Here is a 25722-nt window from a genome sequence, read left to right on the forward strand (position 1 = left end):
CTGGTTATTTCACCGCCGGTGCTGCAGATACAGCGGCGTCGGAGAAGATGTTGCGGATGACACCGTTGGCCCACTCGAGGATCTCGGCGTCCTGCAGGTCCCGGCCGCCGATCCGGGCGGTCTTGGGCTTGGGGATGAGCACCGCGTCCAGGGCCGGCTTGGACTGCGCACCGGGGTACATCCGGGTGAGCCGCATGAGCTTGGACTCCGGCAGCTGCGCCGGGGAGAACTTGATGAAGTTCCCCTGCAGGGCGACGTCGCTGAGCCCGGCTTCGCGGGCACCCACCCGGAAGCGGGCGACGTCGATCAGGTTCTTCGCGGGCAGCGGCAGCTCCCCGTAGCGGTCCACGAGCTCCGCGAGCACCTCGTCGATCGCCTCGTAGGTGATGGCCGAGGCGAGCTTGCGGTACGCCTCGAGGCGCAGCCGTTCGCCCGGCACATAGTCGTGCGGCAGGTGCGCGTTGACCGGCAGCTCGATCTTCATCTCCGCGGCCTTCTCCTCGGCCTCGCCGCGGTACTCCGCGACGGCCTCGCCGACCAGGCGGATGTAAAGGTCGAAGCCGACGCCCTGGATGTGGCCGGACTGTTCCCCGCCGAGCAGGTTGCCGGCGCCGCGGATCTCGAGGTCCTTCATGGCCAGCTGCATGCCGGCGCCGAGCTCGTTGTGCGTGGCGACGGCCTTGAGCCGTTCCAGCGCCACCTCGCCCAGCGGCTTCTCCGAGGGGTACAGGAAGTACGCGTAGGCGCGTTCGCGGCCGCGGCCCACACGGCCGCGCAGCTGGTGCAGCTGGGACAGGCCGTACTTGTCCGCCCCGTCCACGATCAGCGTGTTGGCGTTGGAGATGTCCAGGCCGGTCTCAATGATGGTGGTGCAGACCAGCACGTCGAAGCGCTTCTCCCAGAAGTCCACGATGATCTGCTCGAGCCGGCTCTCGGACATCTGCCCGTGCGCCACCTCGACGCGGGCCTCCGGGACCAGTTCGCGGATCTTCGCCGCGGTGCGGTCGATCGTGGACACCCGGTTGTGCACGAAGAACACCTGGCCCTCGCGCATGAGTTCGCGGCGGATCGCCGCGGAGGTCTGCTTGTCCGTGTACGGGCCCACGTAGGTCAGCACCGGGTGGCGTTCCTCCGGCGGGGTGGCCAGGGTGGAGGTTTCGCGGATGCCGGTGAGGGACATTTCCAGGGTGCGGGGAATCGGGGTGGCGCTCATGGCCAGGACGTCCACGTTCGTGCGCATCTTCTTGAGCGCTTCCTTGTGCTCGACGCCGAAGCGCTGCTCCTCGTCCACGATCACGAGGCCGAGGTCCTTGAACGCGAAGTCCTTGGACAGCAACCGGTGGGTGCCGATCACGACGTCCACGGAACCGGCCTTGACTCCTTCGGCGGTCTCCTTGGCCTCCTTGCCGCCCTGGAAACGGGACAGCGGCTTGACCACGAGCGGGAAGCCGGAGAAGCGTTCGGTGAAGGTCTCGTAATGCTGCTGGGCGAGCAGCGTGGTGGGCACCAGCACGGCGACCTGCTTGCCGTCCTGGACGGCTTTGAACGCCGCCCGTACCGCGATCTCGGTCTTGCCGTAGCCGACGTCGCCGGAAATCAGCCGGTCCATCGGGATCTCCCGCTCCATGTCCGCCTTGACCTCGTTGATGGTGGTCAGCTGGTCCGGGGTTTCCACATACGGGAAGGCTTCCTCGAGCTCGCGCTGCCACGGGGTGTCGGGGCCGAAGGCGTAGCCGCGGGAGGCCATCCGGGCCGAGTAGAGCCGGATCAGCTCCCCGGCGATTTCCTTGACGGCCTTGCGGGCCCGGGACTTGGTGCTGGCCCAGTCCGCGCCGCCCATCTTGCTCAGCGCCGGGGTGTCCCCGCCGACATAGCGGGTGACCTGGTCCAGCTGGTCGGTGGGGACAAAGAGCCGGTCGCCCGGGGCGCCGCGCTTGGACGGCGCGTACTCCAGCACAAGGTATTCGCGCACCCCGTCCCCGCCCCCCGCCACCCGGCGCTGGATCAGTTCCACGAACCGGCCGATGCCGTGCTGTTCGTGCACCACGGAGTCGCCGGCGACGAGCTGCAGCGGGTCCACGGCGTTGCGCCGCTTCGACGGCATCCGGCGCATGTCCTTCGTGGAACCGGCGGAGGTCCGTCCCAGCAGGTCAGCTTCGGTCAGCAGGGCGAGCTTGAGCGGCTCCAGGACAAAACCGCGTCCGACGGCGGCCGTGGTGACCTCGATCAGCCCGGCCTGCGGGTCGTCGTCGAGGGAGTCGACCCGGGCGCAGGGGATGTCGTTGTCGTGGAAGAGTTCGGCGAGCCGCTGGGCCGGGCCGGGGCCCTCCGTGACGACGACGATGCGCCACTGTTCGCGCACGTGCGAGCCGATGAAGGCCATCATTTCGGCGACGTCGCCCTGGTAGCCGCGGGGTTCGCGGGCGTGCAGGTTCAGGACGTCGACGTCGGGCAGCAGTTCCTCGTCGGTGGCCAGGGAGGTGATCGACCACCAGGACACCTCGTGTTCGAGGGCTGCGGTGCGGGTTTCGGTGAGGGAACGGAAGCTGGCCGAGTGCAGGGCTTCGGAGGCCTGGGAGTTCAGGTCCAGAGGTGCGGTGCCGCCGTCGGACGCCGTCGACCAGGCCGCCTCGAGGAATTCCTCGTTGGTGGCGGCGAGGTCGTGGGCGCGGGTCCGGACCTTCTCGGGTTCGATCACCACCGCCATCGAACCGGCCGGGAACTGGTCCAGGAACGGCACCATGGCGTCCACCAGCACGGGAGCGAGGGATTCCATGCCTTCCACGGCGATGCCGCCGGCGATCTTCTCCAGCATGTCCGCGGCGGCCGGCAGCTGGGCTTTCAGCGTCGCGGCGCGGGACATGACGGATGGCGTGATCAGGATTTCGCGGCACGGCGGGGCGTGCAGTTCGGTGGGGTGGTGCACCCCGGGCGCGGAGAGCGAGCGCTGGTCGGCGACGGCGAACCAGCGCATCTGGTCCACTTCGTCGCCGAAGAACTCCACCCGGATGGGGTGGTCCTCGGTGGGCGGGAAGACATCCAGCATGCCGCCGCGGACGGCGAACTCGCCGCGCCGGGTCACCATGTCCACCCGGGCGTAGGCGGCGTCGGCGAGGCTCCGGACGACATCGCTGAACGGGGCGTCCTGGCCCACCGTCAGGGTGACCGGGACCAGTTCGCCCAGTCCCGCCACGATCGGCTGCACGACGGCGCGGACCGGGGCCACGACAACGCGCAGCGCGCCGCTCGCGGAGGTTTCGGGGTGCGCGAGCCGGCGCAGCACCGACAGGCGCCGGCCCACCGTGTCCGAGCGCGGGGAGAGCCGTTCGTGCGGGAGCGTTTCCCAGCTGGGGAACTCGGCGACGGCGTCGGCCGGCAGGAAGGCGCGCAGCGCCTCGGTGAGGTCCTCGGCTTCACGGCCGGTCGCGGTGATGGCCAGGACGACCGGAGCGAGGCTGCGGCCTCCCGACGGCGCGTCGGCGGCTGCCGTGTTGTCCGCGGTGCGTTCTGCCGTGTTTTCCGCTGTGTTGTCCGCTAGCGCAGCCAGCCCGTCGGCCATTTCCGCGAGCAGCGCCGAGCGCAGCCCGGCCGGGGCGCTGATCTGGTAGTCCTCGCTGCGGGCCGCGAAACCGCGGGCGGCTTCGGCCCGGACGCGGGCGTAGTTCCGGTCTTCGGCGAGGACACGGCGCAGACCGGTGAGAGAGGGGCCGTTGAGGCTCATGGCTGAAGCTCCTGAAGGGATCACGGGGATGCAGGCAACACGAATAGCCGGAATTCGTGAGAATCCCGGGTACCCCAAGCCTACCGCGCAGCCCGGAGGCGGGTCCGCACCGCGACCATTCCGGCCAGCTGGCCCCACGGACCTGCCGGCTCAGGCGGCCGCCGGACTAGGCTGGCAGGATACAGGGCCGTCCGAACGGCCTGGCGCTCCGAATGCTTCCTAGACGACAAGGAGTCACCATGACCGGCACCCCCGAATCCGCACAAACCCCGCCCGCACCCAGCGGCCATCCACGAACGGTGCTCGTTACCGGCGCGACCGGCTACATCGGCGGCCGGCTGGTCCCCCGGCTGCTCGAAGCCGGGCACACCGTGAAGGTCCTGGTCCGGACGCCCGCCAAGATCGCCGGCGTGCCGTGGCTGGCCGACGTCGAGGTCGTCCAGAGCAGCCTCGACGACGGCGATGCCTTGCGCGCGGCCCTGGACGGCGTCGATGTGCTCTACTACCTGGTCCATTCCATGGCGGCCGGATCGGGCTTCGAAGCCAAGGAGAAGGCGATGGCCGAGACCGCGGCGCGGGCCGCGGCCGACGCCGGCGTGGACAGGATCGTCTACCTGGGCGGCCTGCACCCCGCCGACGCCGAGCTCTCCACCCACATGCGGTCCCGCGAAGCCGTGGGCAAGGTCTTCCTCGACAGTCCCGTCGATGCCATCGTTTTCCAGGCAGGCGTCGTGATCGGCTCCGGTTCGGCGTCATTCGAGATGATCCGCCACCTGTCCGAGACGCTGCCCCTGATGCCCGCCCCCAGCTGGGTGCGCAACAAGATCGAGGCGATCGCCGTGCGCGATGTGCTGCACTACCTCGTCGGGGCCGCGGAGCTTGACGGCCCGATCAACCGCACCTTCGACATCGGCTGCCGCCAGGTCCTCAGCTACGGGGGCATGATGCAGGAGTACGCCGCGGAGGCCGGGCTCCCGCACCGTGTGGTCCTGGCGCTGCCCATTCCCGCGCCCAAGCTCGCGGGCGTGTGGGTCGCGCTGACCACGCCGATCCCGCTCTCGATGTCCCTGCCGCTCGTGGAGTCCCTCCAGCACGACGCCGTCTCCCGGGAACACGACATCGACGAGTACATCCCCCCGCCGGAAGGCGGACTCACCCCCTACCGCCGGGCCGTGGCCCTCGCCCTGGGCAAGGAGCGCGACGGCCAGGTGCAGACCACGTGGGCCAGCGCCGGCGCCGACGCCGACCCGCTCCCTTCCGACCCCGAGTGGGCCGGGCACCTCGTCTACCTGGATGAGCGCAGCTACTCCAGCGACGTCGATCCCAAGCACGTCTGGACCATCATCGAAGGGATCGGGGGGCAGAACGGCTGGTACTCCATGCCCCTGGCCTGGCGCATCCGCGGTCTGCTGGACAAGCTCACCGGCGGGGCGGGGCTGCTGCGCGGCCGGCGGCACCCGCACCAGCTGGCCGAAGGCGAAGTGGTGGACTGGTGGCGGGCGGAACGAATCGACCGCGGCCGGCTGCTGCGGCTGCGCGCCGAAATGCGGGCGCCGGGCCGGGCCTGGCTGGAGCTGTCGGTGGAGCCGGAGGGAACGGGCAGCCGTTACCGACAGCGGGCAATCTTCTTCCCGAAGGGTCTCAGCGGGCGCCTGTACTGGCTGGCGGTGCTGCCGTTCCACAGCCTGATCTTCCCTGCCATGTCGCGGAACATCACAGCCGCGGCGAAGGCCCTCCAGGACGAGGAATCGAAGCCGGCCGGGCACACCGCGTAGGATGTTTGGAGCCCGAAACGACCAGTTCCACCCCCACGGAGGACCCCCATGGCATTGAGTGCATCCACCAACCTTCCGCATCACGTAGACCGCGTCACCGCCGTTTTCGTCAATGAGGACTTCCTGCGCCACACGAGCGAACTCGTCGGCGGCACCCTCGAATCCTTTTCCGTCGACGGCGACACGGCCGGCGCCTTCAGCACCACGACCGTGCGGACCATCCCGACCAACCGGATGCCGGACATCGCCAGGAAGTTCGTCGGCGAAAGCCTGAAGGTGACGCAGCTCGAGAGCTGGGACGCCCCCGCTGCCGACGGCTCCCGGCTGAGCAACATCACCCTGAAAGTCTCCGGCGCGCCGCTGGACGTCAATGCTGTCCAGCGCCTCGTCTCCGACGGCGGCAGCACCCGGATCGAGCTCGAAGGCACCGTGACGTCCTCGGTCCCGTTCCTCGGCGGCAAGATCGCCGAAGCGGCCGAGCCGATGGTGGGCAAGGCCCTGAACATCCAGTCCACCCAGGCCCAGGCCTGGCTCGAAAGCCACTAGCTCATGGAGCTGCCGGCAGTCCTGCCCGTCGTCCTGATCGTGGCCGGCCTCTGGTCCCTTGTGGTCTGGCCGCAGTTCCTGCGCCGGGTCATGAAGGATCCCAGGTCCCGCGACACGAACGGCAAAGCCACCCGTTTCCTCACCGTCCACGCCGTCCTGGTCAGCATCTCCATGCTGCTGGGGGCGGCGACGGCGGCCATCGGGATTGCCGGCCTGCTCAGCTGAGGGCGTGGCCTACCGGCCCGGCCCGGCCCGGGCCGCAGGCACCGGCCAGGTTTCTACCGTTGATACCCGACAGGTTTATGGTGCCGCGGTGCTGGACGTCAGGGCCTGGGCCAGGGCGTCTTCGGCCGCAACCCAGGAGATCATGGCGCACTTCACCCGGGCGGCGTATTTCGAAACACCTTCAAAGGCGGAAGCATCGCCGAGGATTTCGGGATCCGCGGCGAGTTTGCCGCGGGACCGCAGGACGTCCCGGAAGTTGCCGATCACCGCCGTGAAGCTGCCCACGTCCATTCCTTCGGCGAGCTCGGCGAGCACCGAGGCCGAGGCCATGGAGATCGAACAGCCCTCGCCGTCCCAGCGCAGCTGGGTGACCTTCCCGTCGGAGACCGCCACGCGGACGGTGATCTCATCCCCGCAGACAGGATTGAGCTGGTGGGACTGCCCGGACGATGCCCCCGCGGGAACCGGCGTCTCCGCCAGCCCGCTGCCGGTACGCAGTTTCGCGTGTTCCAGGATGATCTGCTGGTACAGCTGTTCAAGGCTCATGCGGAAAAGTCCTTAGGCTCCAAAGTAGGCTCGGACCCCGGCGACAGCCGCGAGGAAAGCGTCCACGTCAGACGTTGTGTTGTATAGGTAGGTGCTGGCCCTCGTGCTGGCTGTCAGGCCCAGGCGCCGGTGCAGCGGCTGCGCGCAGTGGTGGCCCACGCGGACGGCAATTCCCTTGCTGTCCAGGAACTGTCCGACGTCGTGCGCGTGCACACCGGCGACGTCGAAGGAAGCGAGGCCGATCCGCTCCTCTCCGGGGGCCGGCCCGAGGACGCGGATGCCGGGAATGGATGAGAGGCCTTCGACGAGGCGCTGCCCGAGCAGGGATTCCCAGGCATGGACGCGGTCCATGCCCGTCTCGGTGAGGTAGTTCGCCGCAGCGGCGAGTGCGATGGCCTGGGAAACCTTCTGGGTCCCGGCTTCGAAGCGCTGCGGGGCGGGCAGGAAGGCGGCGCGCTCCATCGTCACCGTGGTGATCATGGATCCCCCGGTGAGGAACGGCGGCAACGCGTTCAGCAGTTCGGACCGGCCGTAGAGCACGCCGATGCCGGTGGGCCCCAGCATCTTGTGGCCCGAGAGGACCGCGAAGTCGACGCCCAGGTCCTTGACGTCCAGGGGCAGGTGCGGCGCGGACTGGCAGGCGTCCAGCACGGTCAGGGCACCGACCCGGCGGGCCATCGCCACCAGGGTCTTGACCGGGTTGATGGTGCCCAGGACATTCGAGGCGTGGCTGAAGGCAAGGACCCTGGTGGCCGGGCCGACAATGCCGGCGGCGGCGTCGAGGTCCAGCGCCCCGGCATCGTCGACGGGGATGAACCGAAGGGTCGCACCGGTACGCTCCGCGAGCTGCTGCCACGGGATGAGGTTCGCGTGGTGCTCCATCTCGGTGACGACAATCTCGTCGCCGGCCCCCAGGGCGAAGCGGGCCGCCGGCCCGGCGGCCCCGGGCAGGGACGAGTTCAGGAAGGCGTAGCTGAGCAGGTTCAGTCCCTCGGTGGCGTTGGAGGTCCAGATGATCTCGTCGGCGCCGGCGCCCACAAAGGCGGCCAAGGTCTCGCGGGCGTCCTCGAAGGACTCCGTGGCTTCCACCGCCAGCAGGTGCGCGCCGCGGTGGACGGCGGCGTTCCGCTGCTCATAGAACTCCTGCTCGGCCTCGATGACGCTGATCGGGTTCTGCGAGGTCGCCCCGGAATCGAGATAGATCAGGGGGTAGCCCCCCATGGGCCTGGAAAGAATGGGGAAGTCATTGCGGATCCGCAATACCTCGTCGTCGGTCAGGGCAGGCGAGAGCAGGGCCCGGGACTCTGACGTCGGCACAAAAGCCACGCTGGCCTCCTCGGATCGGGTGAAATGGACTACTTTCCATCATCCCACGGAACGGCGCACCCGATTCTGCCGGCGGTTCTGGCGCGCCCCGTGTTGTCCCTCCGTGTTGTCCCTCCGTGTTGTCCCTCCGGGAAGCCTCAGGGCCGGTGTGAATCGCCGCCGGTGTCGATGAGGTCGACCCGCCGGCTGACGCCCAGTTTGGCGAACACCCGGTAAAGGTGCCCTTCCACGGTCCGCTGGGACACGCAGAGCCGCCGGGCTATCTCCGCGTTGGTGGCTCCGCCGGACACGAGGTCCAGGATTTCCGTTTCCCGGGCGGTGAGTTCGGCATCCTGTTCAGGACGGACCAAGTCAATGTGCGCAGCCATGCCGGCGGCAGTCATCCGGTTCTGGATCTTACGCTGGACAGCGAGCAGTTTCCGCTTGTCGGTGCTTTCGGCGAGGCATCGTTCCGCTTGTTGCGCCGCTTCGAGTGCCAGCAGCACATAGCCGGCACGCAGCGCCTTGTCACTGATCCTGACGAGTTCGGCGTCGTCAGCATGAAGCACCGCGAGCGCGTAGTCGTGCAGCATGCCGGCCTCCCGCCCCTCAACCGCAAGGCTGCTCCGGGCAAGACCGTCCGCGGCCGCCGTGTCCCCGCGGCGCACGGCCAGTCGCCTGATGTCCGTCTCAATCCCCCGCAAACCCTGCCGTCTGGCCTCCTCCGCCAAGCCGCCTAGCCTCTTGCTGACCTCGGCGCCACCGCCCGGCACTCCGCCGGCCGCGGTCGAGTACGCCTCGGCGAGCAACGGCAGTGCCCCCGGCCCGCGGTACCGGGACAGCCGGAAAGCGGCCGCGTGCTCCTCGGCTTCCCGCGCGTGACCCACCACGGAGGCGGCGTATGCTGCGACCGAATGGGCGAAGGGCAGCAATTCCCAAGGATCGGCAATCGAGAGGTCCTCGACGCCGAAAACGAGTTCGGCAATTCCCTCCGGCATGCGCCCCTGGCGGACACGGGCGAGGCCCCTCATCAGGTGCAGGATGCCACCGCTGAGCAGCAGCCGCGAGGGATAGTCCGCCTCGTACTCATCGAGGGCCGCGGCGAGAGCGTCCCATTCCCCGGCCCAGTTCAGGCTCAGGCTGTAGCGCACCAGAAGGTCTTCATACACGAGGGGCAGCGCCAGGCTGGCGCTTCGCGCCTCCTGCCAGGCCTCGCGGGCCAGCCCCAGGCCGTCCCCGACCCGGCCCTTGGCGCAGAGCAATTCGGCGAGCAGCGACTCAGCCGGGATCCTGATCTCCTGCCGATCCCCGGCGGCCACGACGAGCCGGCTTAGCCCGCCCTCACGGTCCTCCTGGCCGCCGCTGAGTTGGCTCGCGGTCGGCTGGCTGCCGGCGGCGGTCCCCGCCGCCGCGGCGATCGCGGCCAGGTCCAGCCACGACGGCGCCGCTCGGGCGTCGCCGCGGAAGGCCCGTTGGCCGTTGCTCGGACGCCCGACGCCGGCCGGTCCGGCGGGTGTTGCGGCGGGCCCTGCTCCGGCAGGGCCTGTTCCGGCGGGACCACCGCTCCGGTCGGGTGCCGCGCCGGTCCCCGGCGTCGTTGCTCGTCCCGACAGCCGGGCCGAGAGCAGGGCGGCCAGATAGCGGGCGTTCTCGTTCGGCATGGGCTCCGCGAGCTGCAGGAATTTTGCGGACTGCTGGCGGTCGCCCAGCAGGTACCGCGCATAGGCCATTTGCAGCCGGGCCTCGGGCAGCTTCGCATCATCGGAAATAGCTTCCGCGGTCCGCATCGCGGCCCGGGCGTCGAGGGCGGCGTTAGCGGTGAGCGCCGCTTTGAGGAGCTCGTCCGGCGGCACGGCGGCTCCGCAGTCCAGCGCCCACCGAACCCGGTTCAGGAAGGCGCCCGGCGGGACTGGCCCTCCCGGAGGAAGTGAGACAAAGCTGGCCCGCAATCCGGCGCTTTTCCCCGCCGGCACCCAGCGGCGAATGATCTCTCCGATCAGCGGACTCGCGGGACGGACTGTCCGGTCAGCACCTCGTGAGATGCTGATGATCCCGGCCCGCTCCAGGGCGTCGACAGCCTTCGGGCCGCCGAACCCCAATAATTGGCCCAGCGGCAGCGGGCCCGCCAGGGCCACTATCGCGGCGGCTGTCCTTTCCTCGGGTGACATCGACCGGAGTTCGTGCCCGATCAGGTCAGCTACGGGAATGTCGGCCAGGCCGGGGGCCGAGATGAGGAACCAGATCCCGTGGCGCAGTTCCAGCGCCCCGGTGTTCCGGGCGTGTTCGATCAGGGACAGCAGCATGAACGGGTTTCCGGCCGAAGCATCAGCGAACAGCGCGCTGGCCCACGGCGAGACATCGGCGCGGAGCACCTGCTCGCAGAGCTGGTGCACCTCGGTCCGGGTGAGCGGTTCGAGGTCAAACTTCGCAACGATGCCGTCATCCCAGAGGGCCAGGAATTCCTCCGGAATCAGCAAACCCGGCCGGCACGTGGCCAGCATGTTGGCAGCACCGGTCGCGACCGCCTGCGCAACAAGCTGCGTCGTCCCGCGGTCCAGGCACTGGGCGTCATCAATCACGAAGAGCGGCTTACTGGGCTGGGACTTGATGCTGTCCGTCACGGCCTTGACGACGGCGGCAAAGGAATCCAGGTCGTGGGCGGGCAGTTCGCCGAGGTAGGGCGAGAGCGCGCCGAAGGGCACGGCAGACAGTGCCGACGTTGCCGCGAGCCGAATCACGGCGGTGTGGGGCCGCAGTTCCCGGATGACCGCCCGGGAGACGGCCGTTTTCCCGGTGCCCGGGTTGCCGACGATAAGGGCACCGGAGGTCCCGCCGTCGCGTAGGCACTTGACGATGTCCTTGACGACGCCGGCCCGGCCCACGAGGGTGGCGGACTCAGTCAGGCTCTCCACGTGTTTCCCTCCTGCGGGCGCGCGTCGGCTCCCGGACCGTCCGGAGACGAGGGCGCCGGGTCCGCCCGGAGGTGGGGGCGCCGGGTCGGTCAGCCCAGGCGGGCGTGTTCCACTGGTCCGGAGATGACATCTTTGAGTTCCGACCTGCTCGCGACGTGGAGTTTCGCATACACCTGGTAGAGGTGCCCCTCAACGGTCCGGACTGAAACGTGCATCTCGTCGGCGATCTTCCGGTTGGATGTACCCGCGGCCGCCCTGACCGCCACCTCAGATTCCCGGGCTGTCAAGGTGGAGGTCAGCAGTGAGAGCACGCCGTTCCTGGGGTTGCCGAACCGGTCTTCCAGGGACTGCTGCGTGCGCTGGGCCATCCGGAGGGAGATGCGGTTCCCGGCGTCGTTGGCACAGCTGACCGCCTTCCTGGTGACATCCCTGGCGAAGACCGCGTGGCCTGCCGCGTCGGCGTCCTTGGACGTCGCCAGCAATTCCTCGCTGTCGGCATCCGCCAGACCTTCCGCAAGCCGCGAGCACAGACCGGCGAAGTGCCCGGTGACTTGGTCCGCAAGATCACTGAGTTTCTGGCTGGCCTGGCGGTCTCCCAGCCGGGCCACTGCTGAGAGGAACTGCAGGCCGGTAGCCAGCGCCGACGCATCCGTGTCAATGTCAGCTTCCAGCTTCAGCGCGCGGAGGGCCTCGGTCTTCTGACCGATTTCCGCCTTCGCGGACAGCTCAAAGTACCGGGTGATGCGGTTCACGAGCCACGATGCCCGGGGCTGCTGCCCCTCGACGTCGACCAGCAGGGCGCCAGCTTTATCCTCATCGCCCTGGAGCGCGAATGCGTACGCACAGGCCGCGGTTGCGAGTCCGGCAACAGCGTCCGGATCGTGCACGCTGAGTTGCCAGACCCCGGACTGCAGCCGCTGGACTGCGACCGTGAGGTGGCCACGATGCAGGTCCACGATCCCCTGGCCGATCTCGAACATGCCGCCCAGCCGGGCTTGCTGGTCCCAGGATTCGGAAGTGTCGGCGAGGAAGTCTGCTGCCTCCCGGAACTTCGCGGACAACAGCAAGAGCAGCAGGAACCGCCCGCGGATTTCCCTGATCGATGTGTCGGAAAGGTCGAGGGTGCCAGCGGCCAGAATGACTTGCCTGCCAAGCCCCACCGCACCCAGGACGTCGCCGGTGACAGCCTTCGCCTCGCACAGCAGGCTCGCGGCGATGATCTTCGCCTCGCTGCCGAGGTCGTTGGCATCCGCGTCCTCGAACATCTGCAGAACGTCGCCATACCGGCCTTGGAAGGCGGCCAGCTCGGCATAGGCCAGGCGAACCCGCTCGGCGAGGGGACCCGGCGCAGCCCCGGCGTCCCCGGCGTCCCCGGAAACCGTGAGCCGCAGTTCAATCTCCTGCAGCCTTGCCAGTGCGCTGGTCGGCGCTGCAGGGCTGCGTCGGTCCAGTTCAGCCCACAGCAGCTGCAGCGAGGCCCACTCATCCAGTGGCAGTCCCTCACCGGCCCGGTGTTCAACGTCGGCCAGGATGCGGCGAGCGGCGTCGTCATTGTGCAGGGCGATGAACGCCCGGGCAGATTCGACGGCCACTTCAGCCAGTTTCTGCCCGCCCGCGATTTCCCGGGCGAACCTCAGGGCTGACTGCGGGTCGGATGCCTTGTTCGCGGCGCGGGCCGCCGCCAGGGCCAGCCTGGGATCAACCTCTTCCCCGCAGTCCAGTGCCCACGCGACCGCCGTGGACCCCGTGAATTCGTCGAGGTCCTGATCCTGGAGCACAGCTCCCAGCCGGCGGCGAAGCTCAGCACTGCGGCCTGGCGGCACGACGCTGGCAACGATTCCGGCTGTGACCGGGTTGGCGATGCTCACCATCGGCGGGTGGTCATGGCTGACGCGGATCAGCGCCCGCTCCTGCAGCGTGTCAATGTCCTGCGCCCGGGATACGCTCATCAGGGTCTGCAGGGGCAACGCTCCGGCGAGCGACAAGAGCTCGAACACATCGCGCTGGCCGGGGCTGAGGCGGTTCAGGCGGGCCTTGAGCACATCCCGGATCTCACCGGCCAGAGCCACCGGCTTGTCCCCCAAGACCCAGGAATCCTCGTGGCGGACAATTGTTCCGAGCTTGATCTGCTCCCGTGCCAGGGAGTGCAGGAAGAGCGCGTTGCCGCCGCTGGCGTTCCAGAGAGCCCGTGCCGCGGTGTGGGAGAAGTGCCCGCCGTACTCCTGGGCAAGGCTGTCGGCCGTTTCGCGGAAATCGAAGGGACCAAGGTCCACCCGGCGCAGCAGATCGTCCTTCCAGAGTCCCATGATGTCGCTGCCCAGATTGGGCAGGTCAACGCACGCTGCAAGTAGCAGGACGTGTCCGCCGGCGCAGAGCTGGGCAACCATCATGGTGGACAGCTCATCGAGGTCATGGGCGTTATCGACAAAGAGGACGACGCTGCGGCCCTGTGCCCGGGTATGAAGCAGCTGGGTCAACCCCCGCAGCACCATCAGCGGGTGTTCCAGGTGGGAGGCATCGAGTTCATTGAGCAGGACGCTCAGGGCGCCGTACGGGAGTTTGGACGAAATGGAACTGCCCCGGACCTGGACGACCAGGTAGTCATCCCCCAGCAGCTCGAGGGCCCGCTGGGCAATGAAGGACTTTCCAGCCCCGTGTTCCCCCACGATGACAGCCCCGCAGCCCGACCCCGATGTCAGCGCCGCCACCACGTCTTCCACTGTTTTGTGCCGTGTGTAGTGCTTCTCGGGCCGCCCCTTCCCCGGACGTTGGGCGGCTGACATCACATCTGTTCTGCCGATGCCCGCAGGCAGGCCGGCTTCTTGCTGAAACATGAGAGAGACCTTCGCAATCAAAGTTATGACTACCGATAAGTCCAACTTATTGACAGCAGGAAATTTGCGGATGCGTATGTGCTACTCGATTACGAGTGCGGGGGCGGAACCTGGACTACGTGGGTGTACTCAGGATCTCCGCGCCGGAAAATGTTCCAAACCAAGTAGTCGGACCCGGCCCGCAGCCGCGTCGTGCGGGGCCCTGCCGCGGAGGGCGTGCGTCTCGCCGAGAGCCTGGGAGGGCTGCCGCGCCCCGGCGCCTGCTGCGTCCCATCACAGTTCTGGCACGGCCGCCCGGCCTGCGGGCGGCCGAGCCAGGACTGGGCCACTGAAAACTAGGGAGCCGACGGCGGCTGGGGGGAGGAACCTCGGTCTCAGAAGGTTCCGACGCCGTCGGCTCCGTCAAAGGGGTTCACGCACGTGGCGGGAACCATTCGGGAGACCTATTCGGAGCGTTTTTAGTGTCTGTTGCACCAGTGCGGACCATCGTTCCCCACGCCGGCGGTCCTGGCAGCTTCATCGATCTGCCCGGGCCGCTTCCGCGTTGATGGCTCCACGTTCAAAGTCCTTTGTCGGGTGGTTTTTTCGGGTGGTTCCTGGTGCCTGATTACAATCTAGCGAACCGGACGCCAACCGCACACCGGTAGTCCGTACTCGAATTCGTGGCGGGTTCGGTTCGGACCGGTGGTCGAGGGTACTTGCCACGGCGCCCGGCTCGCGGCGCTTGTGCAGTCCGGCTACGCGGTCACCATACCCGGGCAGTCCGATGTCTACTTGCCGGCCCCCCGGAGCTACGCACGGCGGGAAGGACAGGAGGTGGCGCCTGTTGCCGGTGCCGGGCCGCTGTGGGCAGCAGGGCGGGGAACCCGGAAAACGGCAGGGCCGCTCTGCCCCGGAGCCGGCTAGCCGGCTGGCTAGGACGAGGATACTCCCGGCAACTGGTCCCTGCCTTTGACATTGAGCTTGGCGTAGCTGCGGTACAGGTGGCCTTCGACTGTCCGGATGGATACCTGCAGTTCGGCGGCAATCTGGCGGTCACTCAGGCCGCGAACTGCCAGCGCCACGATGTCGCGCTCCCGGCGCGTCAGCAGGCCAAGGGCGTCGGCTTCGGCTTCGGCTTCCTGGCCGGTGATGCTGTCTGCCCGGTCAAGGCACCGCTTCCGCTGGGACATCGCCATGCGTTCGCGCAGGGTGTCGCCGGCTGCCCGGTAGCCGATCGCAGCCGCATCATAGGCGAGCGCCGCGAAGCCCCACAGCTCGGCGTCTTCGCAGCTCTTGCCAGCCTCCAGATAGTCGGCGGGCAGATCAGTGCTAACCGCCGCCGCATAGTGGCAGATCGCGGCGGCCCTGGGGCCTTCCAGTTCCGGTTGCAGTTCCAGCAGGCGGGTGGCTGCGTCCCGGTCCCCCAGTGCCAGGCAGAAGGCAAGCGAGTCGAACTCAAGGCCTGCCGTGGAATCGTCGCCGTGGGGCCGGCCCAGCGCCCGCAACTCGTCGACGGCGCCCGGATAGTTGCCCAGGCGGGCCTTTCCGTACGTGACTGCCATCTGCGAGAGGACGCGCAGGTACCGTGACACCGCACGCGGAGCGGCTTCGTAGTCGGCGAGGAATGCCGCAGCCTTGTCCTTGTCGCCGACTTCGGCGGCGGCCGCGAAGGCCATCGAGGAGGTGAGGGCGAAGAGTTGCTGGGGATCCGCGAGCCGCAGTGATTCCAGGGCCGCGCTGAGGGTGTTCACGGCCTGGGCGGCCCTGCCTTGGTACAGCAGGATGATGCCGTGCGCCGCATGAACTCCGCCGCCGAACGAGATGAGGTTCAGTCCCGGTCCGGCGGCTACACCGGCCAGGAGGTTTTCGGCGGCTTCCCAGTCGCCGCCGTGGATCGCGGCCGCTGCTGCCCGCGCCACGAGGAATTCGGCGAGGTAATACAGTTCGTCGTATCCGGCGCCCGCGCTTTCCAGGGCCTCGGACACCGCAGCGAACGACTGGACCGCTTTGCCCTGCACGAGGAGCCTTTCCGAGGTCAGCGCCAGCCGGAACGCAGCCTCCAGGGCGTTACCTGGCGGCGGCTGCGCGCCGGACTCCGCTTCGGCTTCCGTGCCGGCACCGGCCGGATATTCCCCCGCCAGCGCGAACACCATGGCGTGAATCGTCGCATAGCGTTCCCGGGTTGCGGCGAGGATTCCCTCGGCATCGTCCGGGTTGTCCCGGGCCAGCTGCTCCCCTGCTTCCAGGAGGGCTCTCGCACGGTCCATGATGTCGGCAGGCGCCTGGCCCAGGGCAGCCTGCACCGCAGCCCACATCATCGTTCCGGTGAGGAGGACCGCCACGCTGAGGCCCTTGGCGAAGTCGGCATCCAGGATGTCCCGGGCGGACGCGTAGTCCGAGGTGTTGAAATAGGTCCGTGCGATCACGGCCCGCGCAGCCACCTGCAATTCGGGGTCCTTGACCAGAACGGCGGCTTTGCGTGCCAGTTCATCCTCGTGGAGCCGGCTGGCCAGCACTGCTGCCCGCAGCAGCTGCCGGTCCTCAACCTCCGCTCCGCATGCAATCGACCAGCTCACCTGGCGCAAGAGGCCCTCTGCCGACGTCGGTTCGTTGTCCATGAGCTTCAGGAGGCTCTGCCGGAGCTGGAGGCTGCGGGCCGGCGAAATCAGGTTGCGCAGCGTGTCGCCGTAAATGGAGTGCCAGAGCCTCAACTGCGGGTGCGGTGCCGGTGTCACCCGGATCATCTCGTGTTCGATGAGGGCCGCCACCGGGTCTTCGCCCACCGTGGCCTCAATCAAGTCGCGTGACACCGGCTCCGCCAGGGCAATCAGGTTCAGTGCCTGGCGCTCCTTCGGGGAACGCCGGAGCAACTGCCGGCGCACGACGTCGGTCAAGCGGTCACCGTGGCTGTTGAGCGGACGGGCGAGCAGCCACACGCCGTTGCGTTGCAGCAGCGTGCCGTCGCTCTTCGCGTCGTCAATGAGACCGCTAAGCAGCAGCGGGTTGCCCTCGGAAGCCTCCCAGAGGACTTCGGCAACACTGGGCAGGATCTGGGACCCCAGCGTGTGCTCGAGGATGTCGTAGGTCTGCTGCTGGCTCAGGGGACGGAGGTCAATGCGTTCCGCTATCCCCTCAAACCACAGCTGCAGCAGCGGTTCCGGCAACCCGGGCCTGGTGGCCGAGGCAACAAGCAGTTTCGCCCAGCCGGCAGCGGCGAGTTCCACCAGGATTCCGGCGGTCGACTCGTCAAGGTCATGGGCGTCGTCGACGACCAGCAGCAGTGGCTTCTGGGAAGTGCGGCGCTCTTCCTCCAGCCGCGACCAGAAGGTCCTGAGCACCGCCAGTTGTGAGGTGGCCTCCTGCACGGGCAGCCCGACAATAAAGGGACCCAGCACGCCGTAGGGCACATTCGCCAGCGAAGGGCTGCCGTGGATGCGGACGGGCGTCACGGCCGACTGCAGTTCGGCCACCACGGCGTCCAGAAGAGTGGATTTGCCGATCCCGCTGTCGCCGAGCAGCAGCACGGCAACGTGGGTACTCCCCTGGATGGCCTCCACCGCCGACCGCAGGTCCTCCGCCCGCCCGGTCAGGGCTCTGGGGGCCTCCGCCGGCTCGGGGGCGACCGCGCGGTTCCTAGATGAGTCCAAGCAGATCACTTCGCGAAGAAACTCCCAGCTTGGTGAACACCTGGTAAAGGTGGCCTTCCACCGTCCGCACAGAGATGCCGATGGCCAGGGCAATGTCCTTGTTGGAAACCCCGTTGCCGGCGAGGGTGGCGATCTGCCGCTCCCGGTCCGTGAGCAGCGGCCCCTTGTTCCTGGGGATGATCGGCAGCGCCGGCAGGGAATCCGCGAGGCCCTCGAGGATGGCGTGGGCGGCGCTGGCCTTCCCGCTCAGCCCCGCGGCCTTGGCAAAGTCGAAGGCGAGGGCGGCGCATCTGGCCTGGACAGCGTCGAGTTCCATGGCCGCGGCCTGGCTGGCCGCCTCAAGCATAATGGTGGCGTCCTTCTTGCGGCTGCCCACGGCAATGGTCCGGGACAGCTCCGCGAGGGGCCCCTGCCGCAACGCCGCGATGTCCTCCAGGAACTGGAAATCCTTGGTGGTGCCGTTGACCGTCGCGCCGAGCATGAAGATGCCGGCCAGAGTGTACCGGCCCGCCCGGTAATGTTCCTCGGCCGCGTGCACCAGCCGGTCCTTCGCCTCCGGGTCTCCCAGCCAGCGCGAGGCCATGTCCATGCAGAAGTCCGCGGAACTTCGGACCGCGAAACGCGCGGGGCCGTCCGCTGACCGGGCTCGGTCCAGGTAAACAGTGGCCTGCACAGAGTTCCCGGTCTGGGCGTAGGCAAAGGCGGTGGCTGCGTAGGCCTGCCGCAGCGAGTGCAGGCTGGCCCGTACTTCGAGCTGCGCGATCGCGGCCAGGAGCGGGTCCAGGGCCATGTAGCCGCGGCCCGCGTATACATAAGCGAGACCGACGGCCAGATCGGTGGGCGCGCTGCCGGAATGCAGCCCGTGGCCGGCCCGGCCGCTGGCGTCCTTGAGCATGTCGATGCTCTGGCGCCAGAATCCGGACAGGAGCAGCACGTTGAAGGACCGCCACGCATAGTTTTCCCGGATCCGCGGAACGTTGGACCATTCCCCCAGCTGTCCGCCGATCTCGCGCATCAGCCTGCGGGCCTCGACCTCCTTGCCCGTCATGCAGAGGGCTTCCATCAGGATGATGCCGGACCTGAGCCGGTGCACCGGATCGGCGTCATCGACGTCCGAGGAGGCCGCTGCACTGAGCCGGTCCATCATGGGCGTGTAGTCGCCGACGAAGGAAAGGTAGTTGAATTCGCAGAGGTCCAGGCACAGCCGGGCCCGGGTCAGCCCTTGGGGCGAGCTCGCCGGCAGCTCCCCGGCCAGCTCGCCGAGCCGCAACCGGGCCTGCCGGAGCAGCTCAGGGACCTCACCGGCCCGGCCCGGGAGCCAGGACATGCAGTCCGCCTTCGCGGCGATCAGTTCCGCGTAAGCCTCGGCGCCGAGGGCGCCGAGCTGCGCCTCGGACACGTCGTCCAGGGCCGCCATGGCCTGCAGGGGAAGCCCCAGCTGAAGGTAGGCTGCGGATTTCTGCAGCTGGCCCTCGGTCCATTCCGGATCCTTCGGACTCAGGCTGCCAGCGCATTTGAGCGCGAACTTCGGGTCAAAGAGTTTGACGGCCGCTCCGGCGGCGGCCACGGCGTGGGCGGGCGCAAGGGGCGCATCGCAGTCGTGGGTCCAGGCCGCGTAGGCCAGCAGGTCCTCCACGGTCAGCTCGTTGAGCTCGTCCTGCTGGTGCCCCGGCACCTTGTCCCGCAACTCCAGCCTGCGCTCCACACTGAGCCAGTTGCGGACGATGTCGCCCAGATAGCGGTCCCCGAGCGAAACGAGGTGCCGGCCCGTCCGGTCGACAACGATCTGACCGGCATCTTCCATGTCGGCGATGACGCCGGGGCTGTACATCCGCGCGAGCCGTGCCAGCGGCAGGGTGCGGGCACAGGACAGGACCTCGATGAGTTCCCGGGCCACCGGGGTTTCGCGGGCGTACCTGGCCCGGACGATGTCTTCCAGTGCGGTGCGCCCGTCGAGGACCACCTCATCCACGAGGGTCCAGACGGATCCTGAGAGCACGAGGTTGCCCCGTTCGATCTGCTCCGAGACCACGGCCTGCAGCAGGGTCGGGCTGCCGCCCACCAGATTGTGCAACTGGCTGGCCAGGGCGCTGGAGACCCTGTGCCCCAGCGCTGCCTGAAGCACCTCGAGGGTTTCGACCTCCGTGAGGTTGGCGAGCCGGACCTCGGCCAGCTGTCCGGAGGTAATGAGCCAGTAGAAGTCCGGCGGAAGATCTGTTGTGCGCTGGACGGTGGCGACGAGCCGCGCGGTCCGGGTCTGCACCAGGTTGAGCAGCACTCCGGTACTCAACTCGTCCAGGGCTCCGGCGTTATCCAGCAGAATGACGCACTTGCGTCCGGCGGCGTCGTCGCGGATCAGGGACGTGATGCCGTGCAGGATGGCTGTCGGCGAACCCAGGGAGCTTTGCGGCAGGCGGGCGAGCGTGAAGGCCAGGCAACCGTAGGGCGTGGCCGAGCCCGGTCCGGAGCTGCGGAGCTGGAGGGTATAGACGTCGGGTCCGAAGCCCGCGACGGCGGCACGTCCTACCTGGGTTTTGCCGACCCCGCGGTCGCCGGTGATGACCACGCCCACGCGGTCCTCCGCGAGCAGGGCACTGCGAACCCGGTCGGCGTCGGCGCTGCGCGCGAGGCCTGACCATCTGTGCCGGTCCAGTGGACCGGCTACAGTGCCTTCTTCGGCGGGTGCCAATGTAGTGGAAACATTCCCCCAGCCCAGTGAATCCCTCGACATCTTGTTTCCTTCGTACCGCTTTGCGGACAGCAAACCTGAGACCGTCCGCTTAGAAGTAGCGTATCCCTATCCCCCGACATGAGAGTAGAGCGATCATATCGGCATTTCCGGAAGCTTGGAAGAAATTCGAGGGTCTGCGGCGGGGCGTGACGCGGTCCGCCGCGGTGAGAGCTCCCGGGTTTGTCCGGCTACGGCGTCTTCGCCGGGTGGAACTGCTGCTGCGCCGCCAACAGGCCCTCGCGGACCAGGGCTTCCGCGGCGTCTGCCGCGGAGTCGATCAGGAAGGGCAGTTCCTTCTTCTCGGAACCGGAAAAGTCCTTCAGCACGTAGTCTGCGGTGTCCATCCTGCCCGGCGGGCGTCCCACGCCGACCCGGACCCGCAGGTAGTCCTTGGTGGCGAGGGCCTTGGAAATGTCGCGCAGCCCGTTGTGGCCCCCTTCGCCGCCGCCCAGCTTCAGCTTGACCGTATTAAAGGGAATGTCGATTTCGTCGTGCACGGCGATGACGTGGCCGGGCTCGATGTCGTAGAACTTACAAAGCGCCGAGACCGCGCCGCCGGAGACATTCATGTAGCTCAGCGGCTTGGCCAGCACCACGCGCGGGCCGCCGATGCCAAGGCGGCCTTCCAGGACCTGGGCCCGGGACTTGTGCGACTTGAAGCCGCTCCCGATCCGGGAAGCGAGTTCGTCGAGGACCATCTGTCCGACGTTGTGCCGGTTGTGGGCGTACTCGGCTCCGGGGTTCCCGAGGCCTACGATCAGCCAGGTGTCAGTCATGGATCAGTCCTTCGGTGGGGCAGTCCGGGGCGGGCGGCAGGCGGGCAGGCGGCGCAGACGACGGCGGCCGGGCCCCAAAGGGACCCGGCCACCGGAAATCGCCGGAACTACTCGGCTGCTTCTGCGACCGAAGAACCTTCGGTGGTGTCGGCGGATGCTTCTTCCTCGGAGACCTCAGTGGCCTCGGAGATGTGCACGACGAGGGCCTCGGCGTCGGCCAGCAGGACGGAGCCCTTCGGCAGGACCAGGTCGGAAGCGTGGATGTGCTCGCCGGCCGTGCGGCCCTCGATGCTGACCTCGACGGCGGTCGGCAGGTGGGTTGCCTCGGCCTCGAGGGAGACGGTGTTCATTTCCTGGTTGTACACGTTGCCCGGAGCCAGCTCGCCGGTGACGTGAACGGGAACGTCGACGGTGACCTTTTCGCCGGTACGGACGGTCAGGAGGTCGAGGTGCTCGATGATCTGCTTGATCGGGTCGCGCTGGATGTCCTTGACCAGGGCCAGGTGCTTTTCACCGTTGATGTCCAGGGTCAGCAGTGCGTTGGCACGGCGGACGGCCAAGGTGGTGGACTTCGACGGCAGGGTGATGTGGATGGGCTCTGCGCCGTGGCCGTAGATGACGGCCGGGATCAGGCCCTCCATGCGGGCGCGGCGGGCGAAGCCCTTGCCGAATTCGGTGCGTACTTCTGCTGCGAGCTTCTGCTCAGACATGGGCATCTCCTAGTGGACTAGCGGTGGTCAGCAAGGGCGGAGGTCTGTTTGCGACCTTCAACGCCGGGTGGCCGTGAGGCCGCCCTTCCGAAGGGAGATTCAGACCCAGTCGATAACGGAGACCAGCAGTCCGGTGAGCCGTGATCACGGCTTACCGGCGCTCTCCCTCGCCAAGGTTTCGGTACAAGGCTACCAGCGCGGGCACGGTTTCAGGAAAACGTGCCCGCACGGGCGACCGGCCGGGCAGGGCCCGGCCGGGGGTCAGGCGTTGCCGTCGAACAGGCTGGTGACGGAGCCGTCGTCGAACACTTCGCGGATGGCGCGGGCGATCAGCGGCGCGATGGACAGCACAGTGAGCTGCGGGAAGCTCTTGCTGGCGTCAATCGGGAGGGTGTTGGTGACGACGACCTCGCGGGCGCCGGACTCGGACAGCCGCTGGGCCGCGGGATCGGAGAAGACGGCGTGCGTGGCCGCGATGATGACGTCCTTGGCCCCGGCGTTCTTGAGCACCTGGACCGCACCGGAAATGGTGCCCCCGGTGTCGATCATGTCGTCGATCAGGACGCAGGTGCGGCCCTCGATCTGGCCGACGACCGTCTTGGACACCGCCTGGTTCGGGACGGTCAGGTCGCGGCTCTTGTGCACGAACGCCAGCGGCGCGCCGCCGAGGCGCTCGGCCCACTGCTCGGCAACGCGGACGCGGCCGGTGTCCGGGGAGACCACCGTGATGTCGTCCGCGCCGACGCGGGTGCGGATGTAGTCCGCCAGCAGCGGGATGGCCATGAGGTGGTCGACGGGTCCGTCGAAGAAGCCCTGGATCTGCGAGGTGTGCAGGTCCACGCTCATGATGCGGTCAGCGCCGGCGGTCTTGTACAGATCGGCGATCAGGCGGGCGGAGATCGGCTCGCGGCCGCGGCCCTTCTTGTCCTGCCGGGCGTACGGGTAGAACGGCGACACGACGGTGATGCGCTTGGCGGAGGCCCGCTTGAGCGAATCGATCATGATGAGCTGTTCCATCAGCCAGTTGTTCAGCGGGGCGGGGTGCGCCTGGATGACGAAGGCGTCGGTGCCGCGGACGCTCTCCCCGGCCCGGACGTAGATCTCGCCGTTGGCGAAGTCGTAGGCATCCAGGGGCAGCAGCTCGGTGCCGAGCTCCTTGGCGATTTCCCTCGCCAGCTCGGGGTGCGCGCGCCCAGCGGCAAGCACCAGCTTCTTCTCGCCGCGTGCCGTAATTTCGCTCATTGTTGCTAGCCCTCTTCTGTAGATGCCGGAGTACTGGAGGAAGTCGTGGTGGCGCCGGCGGCCGCGGCCAGGGACGCGGAAATCGAATCCGGGCGGTTCGCCAGGACCCAGCCCTCGGTGTTCTGCTGCTGGGCTAGGGAAAGGACCAGGGCGCCGGGCGGCACGTCGCGGCGGATCACCGCGCCGGCACCGCTGTAGGCGCCGTCACCGACCTGGACGGGAGCCACGAACACGGTGTTGGACCCGGTGCGGACGCCCGAGCCGATGACCGTGCGGTGCTTCTTCTCGCCGTCGTAGTTCGCGGTGATGTTGCCGCAGCCGATGTTCGTGTCCTCACCGATCTCGGCGTCGCCGGCATAGCCGAGATGGGACAGTTTGGAGCCACGGCCGATGGTGACGTTCTTGGTCTCGTAGAAGGCGCCGATCTTGCCGGTCTCGCCGAGGACGGTGCCGGGGCGCAGGTAAGTGAACGGGCCGACGCTCGCCTTGGCGCCGATCGTGGAGCCGGATCCGTGCGTGCGGATCACCTTGGCGCCCTCCCCCACCTGGACGTCGGTGAGGGTGCTGTCGGGGCCGACGACGGCGTCGCGCGCCACCGTGGTGGCGCCGTGGAGCTGGGTGTTGGGCAGCAGCCGGACGTCCTCGTCGAGGGTGACGGTGGCGTCGATCCAGGTGGTGGCCGGGTCGACGACGGTGACACCGGCCCGCATCCAGGCTTCGACCGTGCGCCGGTTGAGTTCCGCGCCGAGGGCCGAGAGCTGGACCCGGTCGTTGGCGCCCTCGACCTGCCAGCGGTCTTCGGTCACGACGGCGGCGACGCGGCCTCCGGCGGCACGGGCCAGGGCCAGCACGTCCGTGAGGTACTTCTCGCCCTGGGCGTTGTCGGTGGTGACGTGGGCCAGCGAATCGCGGAGCACGGCGGCGTCGAAGGCGTAGATGCCGGAGTTGACCTCCCGGATGTCACGTTCGGCGTCGGTGGCGTCCTTGTGCTCCCGGATGCCGGTGACCGTTCCGTCCGCAGCCCGCAGGATGCGGCCGTAGCCGGTGGCGTCGGACAGGACGGCGGTCAGGACGGTGACGGCGTTGTGCCCGGCCTCGTGGCTGGCGACGAGCTCGGCGAGCAGCCCGCCGGTGAGCAGCGGGACGTCGCCGTAGGTGACGACGACCGTTCCGCTGAGCTGCCGCTGCGGGTGCAGCGCGTCCAGGGCCTCGAGGGCGGCCTCCACGGCGCGGCCGGTGCCGGGCACCTCGTCCTGGTCGACGATCAGCGCGGCCGGGTCGATGTCGGCGATGTGGGCGGCAACGAGGTCGCGCTCATGCCGGACAACGAGGGCCAGCTCCTGCGGCCGGATAGTGCGGGCGGCGTGCAGCGCGTGGCCGACGAGGGACCGGCCGCCGATCTCGTGGAGGATTTTGGGGGTACGGGACTTCATCCGGGTACCGGCACCTGCAGCTAGGACGATGACGGCGGCTGGGCCGGTGTTCTCGGGGCTCACGTACGGGCTCTCCTTGCTCAGTGGCTTAGCGCATGCCGCTGCTTGGTAAATCCGGGTGGCCGGCGGCTGAGGCCAGCTGGTGCACCTCGGTTGCCGGATCCGCACGGTTTGGGCGGGCCGGACTTCGGTCACGGCACCGGATTCATCCTACTGGACTCACACCGGGCCGCGCCCGGCGGGTGCCGTTTCCCGGCCCCCGCGACGCACGGCAGTTCCGCCCATAGGACTCGAACCTATACTCCACGGCTCCAAAGGCCGGGGTGCTGCCATTACACCAGGGCGGACCATGCCAAGGCACTGAGCCTGCGGCACGAGAGTCAATTCTGCCACACTGCGTTGCCGCCACGTGCTGGCGCCGCGGACGGGGCCCGGCGGCACCCCTCCCGGCGGATGATGTGGGGCATGATGGAGCTGTGAGCAACAGCACAGGGGCGCCCGGAGGGGCGGAGGGCCGCAACGGCAGGCCGGCACGGTCCGCCGGCTACGTACCCCGGGTCCGGATGACGGGGCCCCAGCGCCGCAACCAGCTCATCGGCATCGGCCGGGCGCTCTTCGCCCTCCGCGGGCTGGACGGGACCACGATCGAGGAGATCGCCGCCGCCGCGGGCGTGTCCAAACCGGTGATCTACGAGCACTTCGGCTCCAAGGAGGGCCTGTATACGCAGGTCGTTGACTGCGAGTTCCGGATCCTGCTGGGTTCCATCAGCGACGCGCTGTCCGAGGAGGCGAAGCCGCGCGTTTTGGTCGAGCGGGCCGCCCTGGCCCTGCTGAGTTACATCGAGGACCGCACCGAGGGCTTCCGCATCCTCATGCGCGACGCCCCGCCGACGCAGCCCGAAGGCGCCTTCTCCACCCTGCTCTCGCACGTCACGGCCCGCGTGGAGTACATCCTGGCCGACGAGTTCGCCCGGCGTGGCTTCACCTCGGCCGACGGCGCCATGTACGCGCAGATGCTGGTCGGAATGGTGGCGATGACGGGCCAGTGGTGGCAGGACAGCCGGACTCCGGACAAGCGCGAAGTCGCCGCCCACCTGGTCAACCTCGCCTGGAACGGCCTCACCGGACTCCAAAAAGACCCCGAACTCCGCAGCGACTAGTGCCCCGTCCGGCGGCCCCCCGCGGGACATGCCCTCCCCTGGGCCCAAGGACTGGACATAGCACGCCTATGTCCAACCGTCGCGTGCCGCAGGGGACATGTCCAGAGGGATTTGGGTCGCCCGAGGGGCATGTCCAGCCGTGCCGGTGAACTGGTCACGGAACACGCTGGGCATGTC

15 protein-coding genes and 1 tRNA gene are annotated in these 25722 nt (G+C 68.5%); 4 read left to right on the forward strand and 12 right to left on the reverse strand.

What is annotated here, in order from left to right; all coding sequences use genetic code 11:
• Positions 1-4: 4 nt before the first annotated feature.
• Positions 5-3721: a transcription-repair coupling factor gene (gene mfd, locus J2W14_RS04550; RefSeq protein ID WP_307458996.1), complete on the reverse strand. Its 3717-nt coding sequence runs from the start codon at positions 3719-3721 to the stop codon at positions 5-7.
• 239 nt (positions 3722-3960) lie between these two features.
• On the opposite strand from mfd, the gene J2W14_RS04555 reads away from it, so the two are divergent.
• From J2W14_RS04555 to J2W14_RS04565, 3 genes are read left to right on the forward strand one after another with little or no spacing between them, the layout of a single operon-like run.
• Positions 3961-5496, forward strand: coding sequence for an SDR family oxidoreductase (locus tag J2W14_RS04555; RefSeq protein ID WP_307458999.1), 1536 nt, complete (start codon positions 3961-3963; stop codon positions 5494-5496).
• Positions 5497-5544: 48 nt separating this feature from the next.
• Positions 5545-6042, forward strand: a complete 498-nt coding sequence (locus tag J2W14_RS04560; protein ID WP_307459001.1) for a DUF2505 domain-containing protein — start codon at positions 5545-5547, stop codon at positions 6040-6042.
• Positions 6043-6045: 3 nt separating this feature from the next.
• Positions 6046-6267, forward strand: a complete 222-nt coding sequence (locus J2W14_RS04565) for an SCO4848 family membrane protein (protein ID WP_307459003.1) — start codon at positions 6046-6048, stop codon at positions 6265-6267.
• Between the two features lie 75 nt (positions 6268-6342).
• On the opposite strand, the gene sufU is transcribed toward J2W14_RS04565, so the two are convergent.
• From sufU to J2W14_RS04620, 11 genes are all read right to left on the reverse strand, one after another.
• Entirely contained in the window at positions 6343-6813 is a 471-nt protein-coding gene (gene sufU / locus J2W14_RS04570; RefSeq protein WP_307459005.1) for a Fe-S cluster assembly sulfur transfer protein SufU, read from the reverse strand.
• A gap of 12 nt (positions 6814-6825) precedes the next feature.
• Entirely contained in the window at positions 6826-8130 is a 1305-nt protein-coding gene (locus J2W14_RS04575; RefSeq protein ID WP_370871196.1) for a SufS family cysteine desulfurase, read from the reverse strand.
• Positions 8131-8276: 146 nt separating this feature from the next.
• Positions 8277-11030: a helix-turn-helix transcriptional regulator gene (locus J2W14_RS04580; protein ID WP_307459011.1), complete on the reverse strand. Its 2754-nt coding sequence runs from the start codon at positions 11028-11030 to the stop codon at positions 8277-8279.
• Positions 11031-11119: 89 nt separating this feature from the next.
• Positions 11120-13864, reverse strand: coding sequence for a helix-turn-helix transcriptional regulator (locus tag J2W14_RS04585; RefSeq protein ID WP_307459014.1), 2745 nt, complete (start codon positions 13862-13864; stop codon positions 11120-11122).
• A gap of 914 nt (positions 13865-14778) precedes the next feature.
• The gene (locus J2W14_RS04590; RefSeq protein ID WP_307459017.1) at positions 14779-17493 is read right to left on the reverse strand and encodes a LuxR C-terminal-related transcriptional regulator; all 2715 of its coding nucleotides are present in this window, start codon (positions 17491-17493) and stop codon (positions 14779-14781) included.
• On the reverse strand, positions 17480-20224 hold the full coding sequence (locus tag J2W14_RS04595; RefSeq protein ID WP_307459020.1) for a helix-turn-helix transcriptional regulator: 2745 nt from the start codon (positions 20222-20224) through the stop codon (positions 17480-17482). The genes J2W14_RS04590 and J2W14_RS04595 overlap by 14 nt, the downstream gene beginning before the upstream one ends.
• A 188-nt stretch (positions 20225-20412) precedes the next feature.
• Positions 20413-21000, reverse strand: a complete 588-nt coding sequence (gene pth, locus J2W14_RS04600; protein ID WP_307459023.1) for an aminoacyl-tRNA hydrolase — start codon at positions 20998-21000, stop codon at positions 20413-20415.
• Positions 21001-21107: 107 nt separating this feature from the next.
• Positions 21108-21710: a 50S ribosomal protein L25/general stress protein Ctc gene (locus tag J2W14_RS04605; protein ID WP_307459026.1), complete on the reverse strand. Its 603-nt coding sequence runs from the start codon at positions 21708-21710 to the stop codon at positions 21108-21110.
• Between the two features lie 261 nt (positions 21711-21971).
• Positions 21972-22952, reverse strand: a complete 981-nt coding sequence (locus J2W14_RS04610) for a ribose-phosphate diphosphokinase (RefSeq protein ID WP_307459030.1) — start codon at positions 22950-22952, stop codon at positions 21972-21974.
• A gap of 5 nt (positions 22953-22957) precedes the next feature.
• On the reverse strand, positions 22958-24448 hold the full coding sequence (glmU, locus tag J2W14_RS04615) for a bifunctional UDP-N-acetylglucosamine diphosphorylase/glucosamine-1-phosphate N-acetyltransferase GlmU (RefSeq protein ID WP_307459033.1): 1491 nt from the start codon (positions 24446-24448) through the stop codon (positions 22958-22960).
• A 212-nt stretch (positions 24449-24660) separates the two neighbouring features.
• Positions 24661-24732, reverse strand: a tRNA-Gln gene (locus J2W14_RS04620).
• Between the two features lie 216 nt (positions 24733-24948).
• On the opposite strand from J2W14_RS04620, the gene J2W14_RS04625 reads away from it, so the two are divergent.
• Positions 24949-25545, forward strand: a complete 597-nt coding sequence (locus J2W14_RS04625) for a TetR/AcrR family transcriptional regulator (protein WP_307459406.1) — start codon at positions 24949-24951, stop codon at positions 25543-25545.
• Positions 25546-25722 lie beyond the last annotated feature (177 nt).

It is taken from the genome of Pseudarthrobacter oxydans (assembly GCF_030812335.1).
In the GTDB taxonomy this organism is placed as follows: domain Bacteria; phylum Actinomycetota; class Actinomycetes; order Actinomycetales; family Micrococcaceae; genus Arthrobacter; species Arthrobacter oxydans_B.